13 protein-coding genes and 1 pseudogene are annotated in these 14,140 nt (G+C 73.9%); 5 read left to right on the forward strand and 9 right to left on the reverse strand.

Annotated features, from left to right (window positions below; all coding sequences use genetic code 11):
- Nucleotides 1-2: 2 nt before the first annotated feature.
- Nucleotides 3-437, reverse strand: coding sequence for a roadblock/LC7 domain-containing protein (locus ACIRRU_RS28815; RefSeq protein WP_363200054.1), 435 nt, complete (start codon nt 435-437; stop codon nt 3-5).
- Complete coding sequence (locus ACIRRU_RS28820) at nt 434-2,491, reverse strand: sensor histidine kinase (protein ID WP_403685285.1); 2,058 nt, start codon at nt 2,489-2,491, stop codon at nt 434-436. The genes ACIRRU_RS28815 and ACIRRU_RS28820 overlap by 4 nt, the downstream gene beginning before the upstream one ends.
- Nucleotides 2,492-2,898: 407 nt before the next feature.
- On the opposite strand from ACIRRU_RS28820, the gene ACIRRU_RS28825 reads away from it, so the two are divergent.
- Complete coding sequence (locus ACIRRU_RS28825; protein ID WP_403685286.1) at nt 2,899-4,344, forward strand: glyceraldehyde-3-phosphate dehydrogenase; 1,446 nt, start codon at nt 2,899-2,901, stop codon at nt 4,342-4,344.
- Between the two features lie 142 nt (nt 4,345-4,486).
- On the opposite strand, the gene ACIRRU_RS28830 is transcribed toward ACIRRU_RS28825, so the two are convergent.
- From ACIRRU_RS28830 to ACIRRU_RS28850, 5 genes are all read right to left on the reverse strand, one after another.
- Nucleotides 4,487-5,416 (reverse strand): oxidoreductase, encoded by a 930-nt coding sequence (locus ACIRRU_RS28830; protein WP_403685288.1) that lies wholly within the window; start codon nt 5,414-5,416, stop codon nt 4,487-4,489.
- Between the two features lie 80 nt (nt 5,417-5,496).
- On the reverse strand, nt 5,497-5,925 hold the full coding sequence (locus ACIRRU_RS28835; RefSeq protein WP_363200058.1) for a pyridoxamine 5'-phosphate oxidase family protein: 429 nt from the start codon (nt 5,923-5,925) through the stop codon (nt 5,497-5,499).
- Between the two features lie 166 nt (nt 5,926-6,091).
- Nucleotides 6,092-6,565 carry a hypothetical protein gene (locus tag ACIRRU_RS28840; RefSeq protein ID WP_403685289.1) on the reverse strand — a complete coding sequence of 158 codons (474 nt, stop codon included), beginning with the start codon at nt 6,563-6,565 and terminating at the stop codon, nt 6,092-6,094.
- 166 nt (nt 6,566-6,731) lie between these two features.
- The gene (locus ACIRRU_RS28845) at nt 6,732-7,940 is read right to left on the reverse strand and encodes an MBL fold metallo-hydrolase (protein ID WP_403685291.1); all 1,209 of its coding nucleotides are present in this window, start codon (nt 7,938-7,940) and stop codon (nt 6,732-6,734) included.
- A gap of 102 nt (nt 7,941-8,042) precedes the next feature.
- Nucleotides 8,043-8,483, reverse strand: a complete 441-nt coding sequence (locus ACIRRU_RS28850) for a PPOX class F420-dependent oxidoreductase (RefSeq protein ID WP_403685293.1) — start codon at nt 8,481-8,483, stop codon at nt 8,043-8,045.
- 192 nt (nt 8,484-8,675) lie between these two features.
- On the opposite strand from ACIRRU_RS28850, the pseudogene ACIRRU_RS28855 reads away from it, so the two are divergent.
- A pseudogene (locus ACIRRU_RS28855) lies at nt 8,676-9,318 on the forward strand (TetR family transcriptional regulator C-terminal domain-containing protein).
- Between the two features lie 66 nt (nt 9,319-9,384).
- Here ACIRRU_RS28855 and ACIRRU_RS28860 read toward each other — a convergent pair.
- Nucleotides 9,385-10,386, reverse strand: a complete 1,002-nt coding sequence (locus ACIRRU_RS28860) for a DUF6745 domain-containing protein (RefSeq protein ID WP_403685295.1) — start codon at nt 10,384-10,386, stop codon at nt 9,385-9,387.
- Between the two features lie 85 nt (nt 10,387-10,471).
- Entirely contained in the window at nt 10,472-10,798 is a 327-nt protein-coding gene (locus ACIRRU_RS28865) for a hypothetical protein (protein WP_403685297.1), read from the reverse strand.
- 198 nt (nt 10,799-10,996) lie between these two features.
- On the opposite strand from ACIRRU_RS28865, the gene ACIRRU_RS28870 reads away from it, so the two are divergent.
- Genes ACIRRU_RS28870 through ACIRRU_RS28880 form a run of 3 tightly spaced genes read left to right on the forward strand, consistent with a single transcriptional unit; the run spans nt 10,997 to nt 14,053 of the window.
- Complete coding sequence (locus tag ACIRRU_RS28870) at nt 10,997-11,959, forward strand: STM4015 family protein (protein WP_363200066.1); 963 nt, start codon at nt 10,997-10,999, stop codon at nt 11,957-11,959.
- Between the two features lie 5 nt (nt 11,960-11,964).
- Nucleotides 11,965-12,915, forward strand: a complete 951-nt coding sequence (locus ACIRRU_RS28875) for an STM4015 family protein (protein ID WP_403685299.1) — start codon at nt 11,965-11,967, stop codon at nt 12,913-12,915.
- The gene (locus ACIRRU_RS28880) at nt 12,896-14,053 is read left to right on the forward strand and encodes an STM4014 family protein (protein WP_403685301.1); all 1,158 of its coding nucleotides are present in this window, start codon (nt 12,896-12,898) and stop codon (nt 14,051-14,053) included. Before ACIRRU_RS28875 ends, ACIRRU_RS28880 begins: the two co-directional genes overlap by 20 nt.
- Nucleotides 14,054-14,140 lie beyond the last annotated feature (87 nt).

Raw genomic sequence — 14,140 nt, forward strand, 5'->3', positions numbered from 1 at the left:
CCTCACAGCCCCGAGGCGAACGGGGCTCCGGCCGGCTGGCGGAGCGGGGTCGACAGGTAGGGCCGGACGCTCTTGACCAGCATGGCCATCTCGTATCCGAGGACGGCGGCGTCCGCCTCGCGCCCGGCGAGGACGGCGAGACAGGTACCGGACCCGGCGGTGGAGACGAACAGGAGCGTGGAGTCGAGCTCGACGACGACCTGCCGGACGTCCCCGTTGTCCCCGAAGCGGGCTCCGGCGCTGCGGCCCAGCGAGTAGAGCCCGGCGGCCAGGGCCGCCATGTGGTCGGCGCTGTCGGGGTCCATGCCGTGCACGGACTTGACCAGCCCGTCGGCCGACAGCAGGACCGCGCTGCGGGTGTAGGGCACGCGCTGGACCAGTCCGCTCAGCAGCCAGTCCAGATCCGGGACCTGACCGGACGGCATTTCGCTCGTCATGGGTTCTCCTCCTTGAAGGTGGTGTCTTTACGGGGTTCCGGCACGGCCCGGCCGGGCAGGAAGGCACCCGCGGTGAACGGCCCGGACGTCGGGGCCCCGGCTGCGGGGTCGCGGGGGTAGGCGTCGGGCGGGTAGCTGTCGGGCACGGGCAGGCCGGCCGCGGGCAGGGCGTACTCCGGTTGCGGGGCACGGGCCGGGCCGGGCCGGTCGGCGGGGGCGCCCGCCCCGCGCACCGGGAGCGGCGCGAGGGTCTCCAGAGGGGCGTGGAGCGCGGTCCGCCCTCCGGCCCCGGCGCCGGGGTTCTCGTAGCCGCCGGGTCCCTCCTCCTCGGCGGTCTGCGCCTCGGCGAGGTCGACGCCGCGCCGGAACGCCGCCATGAGTCCCGGGTCGTGCAGGGCGTGCTCGTCCTCGACGCGCGGGACGGGCGCCTCGCGCAGCTGCGGGACGAGGTGTTCCTGGTTGCTCCGCCGGGGCAGCTCCGGCCGGGCCCCGGCGGTGGGGCGCTCGTCCAGCTCCGGTGCGAGGGCGGGCTGTGCGGGAGGCGGCGCGGTCCGCTGCTGCGGAGGGGAGACGGGCGGTGCGGGCCGGTCGACGCGCTCGGCGCGCAGCGGGAGGGGCGGGGCCTCACCCGGCGGCGGTCCGGGGGTGGGGGCGTGCCCCCCGGGGGCGGGATCCTGGGCCGGGTGGTCCGCGGCCTGCGGGGCGGCGCCCGCCGGCCGGGCGGCAGGCGCGGGCGGCGGGGGCGCGCCCTCGACGGGCGGCCGGTGTACGGCGCCGGGCGGCGGTACGGGGGCGGCGTCGGGTGCGGGCTCCGCGTCGGGGTCGGTCCCGAGCAGCGACTGCGGGAGGACCAGCACCGCCTGCGTGCCGCCGTAGATGTTGCTCTGGAGGCGGACCGCGATGCCGTGGCGGCGGGCGAGGGCGGAGACGACGAACAGGCCGATCCGGCCGTCCTGGAGGAGGTGGGCGACGTTGACCTGGTCGGGGTCGGAGAGCAGGGCGTTCATGCGCTTCTGCTCGTGGTCCGGCATGCCGAGGCCGCGGTCCTCCACCTCCAGGGCGAGCCCGGCGGTGACGTGCTGGACGCGCAGCAGGACCTGGGTGTGCGGGGCGGAGAACACCGTGGCGTTCTCGACCAGTTCGGCCAGCAGGTGGATCACGTCGGCGACGGCGTGGCCGCGCAGGGTGCCGTCCATCGGCGGGACCAGCTTGACGCGCGGATACTGCTCGACCTCCGCGATGGCCGACCGGAGCACCTCCGTCATGGTGACCGGGTTGCTCCACTGCCGCCGGGAGACGGCCCCGCCGAGGACGGCGAGGTTCTCGGCGTGACGGCGGATGCGGGTGGCGAGGTGGTCGACGTGGAAGAGGCCCTTGAGCAGGTCGGGGTCCTCGACCTCGTGCTCCAGTTCGTCGAGGATCTGGATCTCGCGGTGGACCAGGGACTGGAGCCGCCGGGCGAGGTTGACGAAGACCTCGACCTTCTGTTCGTTGCCCGCGCTGCTGAAGAGCCGGGACGCCTGGACGACGGCGGCGACCGCGGCTTCCTGGGCCCGTGCCATCTCCTGCCCCAGCAGGTCGAAGGCGTCGCCGCCGGGTGGGGCGGGCGGCGCGGGGCGGCGCGCGGCGACGGGTTCGCCGCCGCGGAGCTGCTCCACCACCCGTTGCAGCTCCGCCTGGCCCTGGGCGCTGGCGCGCCGCAGGGCCAGGGCCCGGTCGAGCACCTGGTGGGCGACCCGGTTGGCGCCGAGGTAGGCGGCGGCGACCGCGGCGACCGCCAGGGCCGCCGATCCGCCGAGGGCGGCCCAGAGGCTGGGCGAGGTGGCGACGGCTCCGGCGCGGATGGTGAAGATGACGGCGGCGGCGCCGCTCAGCGCGGCGGCGACCGCGGGCAGCAGCGCGGTCCGCAGCAGCTGGGGACGGATCCGGGACTCGGGGGAAGGCTGGGCGGCACGCGGCCTGCTCGGGGCCGAGTGGGTTCGGGTGCCGGGGCGGCCGTGCCGCCCGCCCTCGCGGCGTTCCGGTCGCGCTTCGGGTGCGCGAAGTTGAGACATCAGCGTCCTCGGTACAGGGGGCACCGGGGATCGGCGGTGACGGCGTCCATGCGGTGGCCCCTACGGTGGTCGGTCAGGCTCGGGTCATCGGTCGGGCAGGCCCGGCGTTGTGAGCCCACCGTTGATCACCGGGCACACACGGTAGTCGTCCATGACGGATGCGCGACGGGCAGTTCTCGAACTTGCCCGCCATCCGTCCCACTCTGGTATGACCGCTCGCACGCGCACCCGATTGCGCCGCCCCGGTCCGGAACCCAGGCAGCCGCCCACATGCTGGACGGTTCCGGCCCCGCGAGACCCTGCCGGGGCGGTATCCCCCGGGCTTTTCCGCAGGTGGGACACCGCCTCACGGGCCGAAAAAGCGGCCGGTTACCATATGAGCGCCGCCTAGCTCGAAAGATAAACTTGTGACTGTCAATGACGACTCGTTCACCAACTGGATGCACCGCGAGGAGATCGCGGAGTCGATGATCCCGATCATCGGGAAGCTGCACCGCGAGCAGGACGTCAATGTCCTGCTGCACAGCCGCTCCCTGGTGAACAAGTCGGTGGTCAGCATCCTCAAGACGCACCGCTTCGCCCGGCAGATAGCGGGTGAGGAGCTCTCGGTCACCGACACGATGCCCTTCCTGAAGGCCCTGACGACGCTCGATCTCGGCCCCTCCCAGATCGACATAGGCATGCTGGCCGCGACCCACCGGGCCGACGGCCGGGGTCTGTCGGTCGAGGAGTTCACCGCCGAGGCCGTCGCCGGAGCCACCGGCGCCAACAAGATCGAGCGGCGCGCTTCGCGCGATGTCGTCCTCTACGGCTTCGGCCGCATCGGCCGCCTCATCGCCCGTCTGCTCATCGAGAAGGCCGGGTCGGGCAACGGGCTGCGTCTGCGGGCCATCGTCGTCCGCAGGGGCTCCGGCCAGGACATCGTCAAGCGCGCCTCGCTGCTGCGGCGCGACTCGATCCACGGCCAGTTCCAGGGCACGATCACCGTCGACGAGGCGAACAGCAAGATCATCGCCAACGGCAACGAGATCAAGGTGATCTACTCCGACGACCCGACGGCGGTCGACTACACGGCGTACGGCGTCAAGGACGCGATCCTGATCGACAACACCGGCCGGTGGCGCGACCGCGAGGGCCTGTCCCAGCACCTCCGGCCGGGTATCGCCAAGGTCGTCCTCACCGCGCCGGGCAAGGGTGACGTCCCCAACGTCGTGCACGGCGTCAACCACGACACGGTGAAGCCGGACGAGCGGATCCTGTCCTGCGCCTCCTGCACCACCAACGCCATCGTCCCGCCGCTGAAGGCGATGGCGGACGAGTACGGCGTGCTGCGCGGCCACGTGGAGACCGTCCACTCGTACACCAACGACCAGAACCTGCTGGACAACTACCACGGTTCGGACCGCCGCGGACGTTCGGCGGCGCTCAACATGGTCATCACCGAGACCGGGGCCGCCTCGGCCGTGGCCAAGGCCCTCCCCGAGCTGACGGCGCCGATCACCGGCAGCTCGATCCGTGTCCCGGTGCCGGACGTCTCGATCGCCATCCTCAGCCTGCGCCTGGAGCGCGAGACCACCCGCGAGGAGGTCCTCGACTACCTGCGCAACGTGTCGCTGGCCTCGCCGCTCAAGCGCCAGATCGACTTCATCAGCGCACCGGACGCCGTCTCCAGCGACTTCATCGGCTCGCGCCACGCCTCGATCGTCGACGCGGGGGCCACCAAGGTGGACGGCGACAACGCGATCCTCTACCTCTGGTACGACAACGAGTTCGGCTACTCGTGCCAGGTCATCCGCGTCGTCCAGCACGTCTCCGGGGTGGAGTACCCGACGTTCCCGGCCCCGGCGGTCTGAGTCCGGCGGCGGCGCCTATGACAGGCCCTGGTGCCCGGAGAGGCCTTGGTGCGCGGCGGGCCCGCCGCGCACCAAGGCCTTTGCGCTCGCGCTCGCGCTCCCGGTCCCGGTCCCGGGCGCCCGAGGCCTCGGGGGCGCGATCTCACAGCGCGTCGGCGCTCAGCCCGGTCAGGCGCGCCGATGCGTCCCACAGGGCGCGGGCCGTGGCCATGTCCTGGGCGCGCCGCGACCTGCGGGCGGGGGCCGGACGGCCCCGCGTCTCGCCCAGGTGGGCCGGGCCGTAGTAGGACCCTCCCCGGGCACCGGGCAGGATCGCCGCGTACAGGACGGGCAGGGCGCCGACGGACGCGGGCTGGGTGTACAGCCGGGAGACCCGCTCCAGCCGCGCGGCCCAGGTCCGTCCGGCCAGCAGCAGACCCGCCTGGCCCAGGTCGGTGGAGGAGAGGCCTGGGTGGGCGGCGAGCGCGACCAGGTCACGGCCCGCCGCGCGCGCCCGCCGGTCCAGCTCGCTGGTGAACAGCAGATTGGCGAGCTTGGACTGGCCGTACGCCCGCCACTTGCTGTAGCCGCGCTCGGCGTTGAGATCGTCGAAGTCGATACGGCCGAGGCGATGGCCGAGCGAGGAGAGGGTCACGACACGTGCCGGACCCTGGACGCCGAGAGCGGGCAGCAGTCGGAGCGTCAGGGCGAAGTGGCCGAGGTGGTTGGTGCCGAACTGCATCTCGAAGCCGTCCGCCGTGCGCAGCGGAGGCAGCGCCATCACCCCCGCGTTGTTGACCAGGAGGTCGAGCCGCCCACCGGTCTCCCCCACGATCTGCTCGGCCGCCTCGGCGACGCTGCTCAGATCCGCCAGATCCAGGCGGACGAGCCGGGCGTCCGCTTGGGGCGCGGCCCGGCGGACGGCGTCCACGGCCCGCCTGCCCCGCTCCGGATCGCGGCAGGCCAGCAGCGTACGGGCGCCCGAGCGGGCGAGGACGAGGGCGGTCACCGCGCCGATACCGCTGTTCGCGCCCGTGACCACCGCGGTGGTGCCGGTGAGGTCGGGCATGTCGTGGAGAGTCCAGGAGTGCATGGGGCACGCCTCCCCGCGACGGGCCGTGGCCACACGTGTCAGGCCGCGGCGGCCCTGCGGGACGGTAGGGAGCCGGGGGCTCAGACCTGGCCGAGGTCCGAGCTGATCCAGTGCTCGGGCCGCAGGGTGATCACCACCTGCTCACCGTGGTTCTCCCAGGCGAAGTCGACATAACCGGCGACCTTCCCGGCCGGGAGATAGCGCGCCGACATCTCCTCCAGCTCGGCGCGGGTGGCCGGGCGGGTGTCGACGACGGGCCCTTCGACGGAGACGTAACGGATGGTCGGCTCGGTCCGCTCGACCAGTAGGGTGAACCGGCCCGCGGCGCCGATCAGTTCGGCCTTGCGGGAGGTGCGGCCGGTCATGATCCACACATCGCCGCCGGGTGCGTACTGATACCAGATGGGCACGCTGAGCGGGGCCCGGTCGCTGTCCCGCGCGGCCACGGAGAGGGCGGCGACACGGGGCTCGGCGAGGAACTGTTCGCGCTCTTCACGGGTGAGGGCCACGGCGGACTCCTTGGTGCGGACGGGTACGGGGCTGCGGACGCGCTGCCCAGTGTGCCCGCACGGCGGGGCCGGGACCGGGGACTTCACCGGGGTGGCGCGCCGTGTCGCCGGGCGTCGAGGGCGCCTCGCCGGGAGACGGGACTGCCGGCACCGACCCGTCCGGCCGTCAGTGGTCGGCCGGGGACGCGGCCTCCTTACCCCGCACCACGGCGGCCCCGCGCAGCGCGACGGCGCACCAGAGGGCCACCAGCACCAGCGCGGCCAGGGCGAGGGCGGTGACTTCGAGGGGCTCGGGTCGCCAGCCCAGGGAGAGGCGCGTACCGATCAGGACGGACCCGATCACGACCTCGCTCGGGGCGTAGACCGGAACCTTGACCGCCACCGAGCGCACGACGGACGCCAGCCCCAGCCCGATCGCGCTCCAGACAGCCAGATAGGGCCACAGGGCTCCGGGTGCGGCGGGCGGCAGCCCGTACTCCTCGGGCCCGATCCGGAACAACGAGCCCAGCCACCCCAGCGCCACCCCGGCGGCGGTGACGCCTGCCACCCACAGTGCGTGGCGCCACCACGGCCCGCCGCGCACGACCTCGTCGTTCTCCGGGTCGAAGGGGCCGCCCCAGCCGACATCACCGATGCTCATCACACACCTTCAGACGCGCCCCGTGCACCGGACGTTGCCTCGACCTGCCGGAAGCTCGAACCGGCGTACGACTTACCGAGGGGCGTGCCACGGGCGCGGGCCCGGCGCGCTGCTCCCGGGCCCGCGACCGGAGCGCCGGGTGGGCGCACCGGTCCGGCCCGGTCCGTCAGCGGTCCGTGGCCACGTCCAGGTCCCGTGCGACGACCGGGGCGCCGCCGGAGGCCGCGGCCGGTGTCGCCGTCTGCCAGTGGCGGGCGGGCAGGGGCGCCGAGATCGCCCGCCACCAGGGGGCGACGGGGAGGATGCCCGCGGGCTCGAAGGGTTCGCCAGGCCGGGGGAACGCCACCGGCTGGTCCGCCTCCTCACCGGCGTCCTTGGACCACTCTCCCGGCTCCGACCACGCGTGCGGCGCCAGGTTGAAGGTCCCCCAGTGGATCGGCAGCATCACACCGTGCGGGTGGCCGCCCTGGAGGTCCAGGTGGGCGCGCATGCCTTCGGCGGGGGTCATGTGGATGTCCGGCCAGTACTCCGAGTACGCCCCGATCTGGATCATGGTCGCGTCGAAGGGGCCGTGCTCGGCGCCGATGTCCCGGAAGCCGGGGAAGTAGCCGGTGTCGCCGCTGTGGTAGACGCGGTGCTCCGGCCCGGCGACGGCCCAGGAGGCCCAGAGGGTGTGCTGCTGATTGCGCAGCCCACGGCCGCAGAAGTGCCGTGCCGGGGTGGCGGTGAGGCTGATGCCCGCGACCGTGGCGGTCTCGTTCCAGTCCAGCTCGCGCAGCCGGTCGGCGGGCACGCCCCAGCGCTCCAGGTGGGCGCCGACGCCGAGCGGAACGGCGAAGACGGTGTCCGTGCCCGCCAGCGCCCGGATCGTCGGCATGTCGAGGTGGTCGTAGTGGTCGTGCGAGATCACGACGACATCGACGGGGCCGAGCGCGGCCAGCGGCAGCGGCACGGGGTGCAGACGCTTGGGCCCGGCGAACGGGAACGGGGAGCAGCGCTCACCCCACACCGGGTCGAACAGGACGCGGCGGCCGTCGATCTCCGCCAGGACGCTGGAGTGTCCCATCCAGGTCAGCCGCAGTCCGGTGGTGGGCGGAGCGGCCAGGTCGGCGAGGGTCGTCGCGTGGACGGGCACCGTGCCGGTGGGCGCCCTGCGGGCCCGCTGCTCCTTCTGGAAGTAGGTCTTGGCGAACTCCAGCGAGGAACCGGAGGGACGGGTCCGGGCCCCCAGCGGGTTCTGGAAGGCCCCGTCGACGAAATTCGGTGAGCGGCGGATGCGCTCCATCCGCGCTCCGGCCGGATCGGCCCCGAAGGACTCGGTGCGCTTCGAGCGCAGCTTCGCGCGAAGCGTGGGGAAAGGGTCAGCGCCGGTCACAACATCTCCTGAGGGAGTCGGTGTCGTCTCATTATGGTCCGGTAGTACGACGGGGCGAGAGCAGGGCGGTGGACGGAGCAGCCGATCCGGCCGTCGGCGGCGTCAGCCGTGCTGGTACCCGTAGACGTGATCGATGCGCAGAGTGAGCACCACTCTGCGGTCCTCCACCATGGCCCGGCGGTAGTCGGCCCAGTCCGGGTGCTCCCCCTGCACGTCCCGGTACAGGCTGATCAGGGCCTCGACCGTGGCGTCGTCGGGCGCGGCCGCCGCCGGGGTCAGCTCGGCGGTGCCCTCGGCCACGACGTAGGCCGAGCGGTCGTCGCTGGTGACGTGGTAGCTGGCCCGGGGGTCGCGCCGCAGGTTGCGGGTCTTGGCCCGCCCCTCGGTGACCGAGACGCGGATCGCCCGTTCCTCGGGGTAGTACGCGTGATTGACGTTGGACAGCTGCGGGCGGCCGTCCTGCTTGAGGGTGACGAGTACACCTCCGTCGTGCTCGCCGAGCAGTCGCAGCAGCGGGTCCTGTGCCGGGTCACGTGGGCTCATGCCCGGTCCAACGTCCGGGTGGGCCGCAGGATTCCGGTCCGCCGCGAGAGGCGGCCCCGTATCCCGCGGCCCGTGTTACGTCCTCCCGGGTGAACCTCCGCTCCCCCGGGGTCCCCCTCGTGCCCGGCGGCCGGCGGGCACCCGCCGCCGGCCGCGCCCCCGCTGACCTGGCCCAGTGGTTAGGGTGACCCGATGGTGAGAGTCCGGTTGAACGTGGCGGAACGGCGCGAGGAGCTGTTGCGCGCGGCGGTCGAACAGATCGAGATCCGGGGCGTCTCCTCCGTGCGCATCGCCGATGTCGCTGCGGTGCTGGGGGGTGAGCAACGCCTTCGTTCTCTACCATTTCTCGACCAAGGAGAAGCTGGTCGCGGGCGCTTTCGCCTACGCGGCCGAGGCCGACCTCGCCCAGCTCCGCAAGCTGCTGGCCCGTCGCACCACCGCCGTCCGGCGGCTGCGGTCGGCCGTTCGGTGGTACGCGCCGACGGGGCAGGCCAAGGGCTGGCGGCTGTGGATCGAGGGGTGGGCGGCCGCCCTGCGGGACCCCGCACTCCGCGAGGTCGCGGGGGACCTGGACCAGCGGTGGAAGTCGGAGCTGGCCAAGGTCATCGAGGAGGGCGCGGCGGCCGGGGAGTTCCGGTGCGCGGACCCGCGGTCGGCGGCCTGGCGGCTGACCGCCCTGCTGGACGGTCTGGCCGTGCAGATGACCTCGTACGCCGGTCCGCTCTCGCGGACCACGATGCTGCGGTGGACCGACGAGGCGCTCGCCCGGGAGCTGGGTATCGGCCGGGCCGCCCTGACCGCTTCCCCCGGACGGGCTCCCTCCTGCGGCGACTGACCGGGTCCGCCGCGCCGGGCTCCCCGTCCGGGAACCGGGTCACCCGTGCGTCGGGCGGCCGCCGTGTCAGGTCTGGCGCACCGGTGCGTACGCCGCTCCCTCCAGCCCGAACGTCCAGGCGACCCCGTCCTTCGCGGTGCGGGTCGTCGGCGGCACGCGCAGCCAGTAGGTGCGGTGTGTGCCGTCCGGCTCGGGGGTGGAGTTGACCACCTCGACCATCACCACGTCCTCGTCGGCCGCGAGGGCGATGCGCCAGAGGATGCCCGTCTCGTCGCGGTGGACGGGCTCGGCGCCCGACTCCGTGAGATACCGGTCGTAGCCGTAGTGCTCCAGCATCACGCGGCGCAGCTCCGCGTTCTCCTCCGTCCGTATCCGCTCGGGCGTGAGGGTGGACAGCTCGGCCAGGAACGCGGCGGGCACCGGCATGCCGCGCCAGGCGTACAGGGAGAAGCCGTCCCCGTAGGCGAGGGCCGGTCCCTCTCCGTGGTCCAGGCGGCCCGCCTCGTCCCGGTGGAGGACGTCGGGGCGCTCGGTGATCACGACGGCCCGCTCGTAGGGCCACCACCAGCCGGCGTTCCGGGCCACCTCCGCCAGGCCCGTCAGCCGCTCGCCCCGGCCGTCGAACGCGGCGAGCCAGGCGGCGTCGTGCTGGCCGAGCACCGCGTCCAGGAGTGACAGCCGCACGGCCCCCTCGTCCTCGGGCCGCCCGGCCAGATCGGCGACGACACCGGTCCGTATCCGCTCGGCGAGCGCGGCCGTCGTCTCCCACAGCTGGGCGCCCGTCGCGGACCAGAGCGCCGACCAGCCGGCCGGGCCCAGCTCGTCGTACATCCGGCGGCGCTCCTGGGCCCACGGCCGGGTGCGGACCTCCTCGCGGACCGACCGTCCGGCGTCGGTGAGCTTGTCCACCGTCTCCACGGCGGCCCGGGGCGAGGTGGCCCAGATGATCCGGTCCGGCTCGGCCAGCCCCGCCGTGCGGTAGGCGAGCCGCACCCCGGCCTCGGCCGCCGCCCGGTCGGCCCGGCCGGTCGCCGCCGCCACGTGCCGCCAGGAATTCACTTGCTGCATCGGTCGTCCCCGTCCCCTGCTGTCAATCGTCCGTCGGTGCTTGTTCGTTCTCGCTGTGTATGTCCGTGCTCGCCGCGCGCGGCGGTCAGTCCGCGACGATGCGGACCGCTCCGGGTGCGTACTCCCGCTGCCGCACGACGCGGAACCAGCCCTGGGGCAGCGCGATCGTGGCGTGCTCCTCGTGCACCACCCGGCCGCCCTCGGGGAGGTGGAGCAGCATCGGGCCGAACGGACCCGCTTCCCGGATCAGCCGCCCGGGGCCCTGCACGGCGTGCGCGTGGCCGGTGACCTCCCCCAGCGCGAGCACCAGCCGCCCCCGCCCGTCGCGCAGTTCGCCCGCGGCCTCCAGGAAGGGAGCGGGCACCGCCGACTCCTCCAGGCCCATGATCAGTACATCGCCCTGCCGGTACACAGACGTCTCCCCTCGGTCGCGGCACCCGCTGTGCCGACCACGGGAAAAACGCTACGGGCAGGGTCTGACAACGGACCGTCGCGCGGGGTGCGGACACCAGGAGGTTCTGGCTCGGACGGGTCCCGGTCGCGGCGTTGTCAGTGCGGCTTGATAGACCTTGCGGACATCAACCGTCCCCACGATCAGGAGCTCAGGGCCATGTACGGTGCGCAGCATCTGCACGAGTTCGGCGGTCTTCCGGCCGTCGATTTCCAGCACACGACCGACGGGGCCTCCCGGCCGGCCGCCGACGCCGTGGCCTGGCGGATCCACGTCGACCCGTACGGGGGCGAGGACGGCCACTACCACCCCTGGGAGCAGGAGTTCAGCGCCTTCCTGGACGCGGTCGACCCGGCCGGGGTCCGGGCCCTGATCATCGGTCAGTGGGGCGAGGCGTACGAGGAGGACTCCTCCGTCCCGATCGGCGCGGTGACCGCCGCCGCGGACCGGCTGACCTCGCTGGAAGCGGTGTTCGTCGGCGACCTGGAGGCGGAGCAGGCCGAGATCACCTGGATCGAGCAGTCCGATGTCACCGCGCTGCTGACGGCCTTCCCCGCGCTGACCGAGTTCGGCGTGCGGGGCGGCACCGACCTGGTGTTCCCGCCCACCCGGCACGAGCGGCTGCGCTCCCTGACCGTCCAGGCGGGCGGGCTGCCCGTCCAGGTGGTCCGGGGCATCCTGGACAGTGAACTGCCCGCGCTGGAGCGGCTGGACCTGTGGCTGGGGGTGTCCGCCTACGGCGGCGACACCGACGTGGCGGACCTCGCGCCGCTGCTGTCCGGCACCCGCTTCCCGCGCCTGCACCACCTGGGGCTGCGCAACAGCGAGGTGCAGAACGAGATCGCGGCGGCCGTGGCCTCCGCACCGGTGGTGGCCCAGCTGCGGACCCTGGACCTGTCGAACGGCACGCTGGGCGACGAGGGCGCCGCCGCACTCCTCGAGGGGCAGCCGCTCACCCATCTCGACGCGCTCGACCTCCACCACCACTTCCTGAGCGAGGCGATGGAGGAGCGGGTGCGTTCCGCCCTGGAGCCGCACGGGGTGCGCGTCGACCTCTCGGAGCGCAGCAAGCCGTGGGGCGACGGCGGGCCCGAGGGCCGCTACACCGCCGTGTCGGAGTGAGCGCCATGACCCCCATCGACATCGAGCACCCCGAACACTTCCACAGCCTGCCGGTGCACACCCACGAGCCGTCCCTGCCCCTGCCCGCCGCCGACGCGGTGGCCTGGCGGCTGGAATGCCACTTCGACGAGGAGATGGACTTCGACGGCGTGTGGCAGCGGTTCCTCGACGCCGTGGACACCACGCGGGTCCGGGCGCTCGTCATAGGCCCCTGGTGGGACGGGGACTACTCCCCGTTCGACCCGGTGCTGGACCTGCTGGTCGCCCACGCCGACCGGTTCCCGGCCCTACGGGGGCTCTTCCTGGCCGACGTGGTGGGCGAGGAGTGCGAGGTGTCGTGGCTGCCCGTGGGCGACATCACCCCGGCGCTCGACGCGTTCCCGCTGCTGGAGGAGTTGACGGCCCGGGGGTGCGGTCAGGAAGGGCTGGAGCTGCGTCCGGTCCGGCATACGGCGCTGAGAGCGCTGCGCTTGGAGTCCGGCGGGCTGCCCGGCGAGGTGGTGCGTTCCGTCGCCGCGAGCGAACTGCCCGCGCTGGAGCGGCTGGAGCTGTGGTTCGGCAGCACGTGGTACGGCGGCGACGCCACCCTGGCGGACATCCGGCCGGTCCTGTCGGCCGGCACCTTTCCCCGGCTGCGCCATCTGGGCCTCCAGAACAGCGAGTTCCAGGACGAGATAGCCGCCGCCGTGGCGTCCGCGCCCGTCGTCGCCCAGCTGGAGACCCTCGCCCTGTCCATGGGCACGCTCGGCGACGCGGGCGGCGAGGCCCTGCTGAACGGGCAGCCACTGAACCACCTGACCACGCTCGACCTGCGCCACCACTACCTCACCGGCCCGGTGCTGGAGCGGATCAAGAAATCCTGCGCCCCGGCCGCGGTGGCGGACGACAAGGCCGACGAGGACTTCGGGGACGAGGACGAGGACGATCCGGAGCGCTATGTCGCCGTCAGCGAGTAGCACCCGGGGCGCGGCGGCCCCGCGCTTCGCCGTCGTGGGCAATCCGGAGAACCGCCGGGTCGCCTTCTTCGAGGAGGCCGTACGGGCCGCCGGACTTCCGGCGGCCCGGGTGGTCCCCTGGCTCCAGGTGCTGGGCGGCGGGGCGGCGTTCGCGCCGGAGGAGACCGTACGGATCGACTCGCCCGGGGAGAACGCCGAGGTGGAGCGGCTGCTGCGCGGGGTCGACGACCCGACCCGGGTGGAGGGGTCGGCGCGCTGGTACGCCGGGTTCCGCACCGCGGTCGAGGAGGTGTCACGGGCGGCGTCGGCGGCCGGTGCCGGGGTGCTCGCCGCCCCCGGTGACCTCGCCGCCCTCTTCGACAAGCGGCTCTGCCACGCCCGACTGGCGGCCGCGGGGGTGCCGGTCCCGCCCTCGCCCACGTCCGGTCCGGGCGCGGCGGAGGTGCGGGGCTGGTCCGACGTACGGGCGCTGATGCGGGGGCACCGGATGCCCCGGGTGTTCGTGAAGCTCGCCCACGGCTCGTCCGCCTCCGGGGTGCTGGCGGTGGAGACGGCGGGCCCCGGCCGGGTCCGGGCGGTCACCTCGGTGGAGCGGGACGGCGAGGGCAGGCTGTTCAACTCGCTCCGGGTGCGCCGGTACGACACCGAGCGCGAGGTCGGGGCGCTCGTCGACGCGCTGGCCCCGGACGGGCTGCACGTCGAGCGCTGGCTGCCGAAGGCGTCCCAGCGGGGGCGGGCCGCCGATCTGCGGGTCGTGGTGGTCGGCGGCCGGGCCACCCACGCGGTCGTCCGGACGAGCCGGTCCCCCATGACCAACCTGCATCTGGGGGGCGCGCGGGGCGATCTGGACGAGGTCCGGGCCGCCGTGGCGGCGGCCGGTGGCTCCTGGCGCGAGGCGCTGGCGGTGTGCGAGCGCGCGGCGGCCTGCTTCCCCGGGACGCTGTGCGTCGGCGTCGATCTGCTGCCCACGGCCGGCTGGCGGCGCTTCGCCGTCGGCGAGGTCAACGCCTTCGGGGACCTGCTGCCCAGGCTGACGGGGCTGCCCGGCAGTGGCGCCGAGGGGCTGGACACCTATGGGGCGCAGGTCGCCGCCGTACTGGAACGAACGAGGAACCACCGTGCCGTCACCGCTTCCTGATCCCCCCACGCCCCCCGGGACCGACCGGCCCGACGGAGCCCACCGGCCCGGCCAGTCCGGCCGGTCCGGCATCAGCAAGGTCGTGGA

It is taken from the genome of Streptomyces sp. NPDC101181, from assembly GCF_044767975.1.
In the GTDB taxonomy this organism is placed as follows: domain Bacteria; phylum Actinomycetota; class Actinomycetes; order Streptomycetales; family Streptomycetaceae; genus Streptomyces.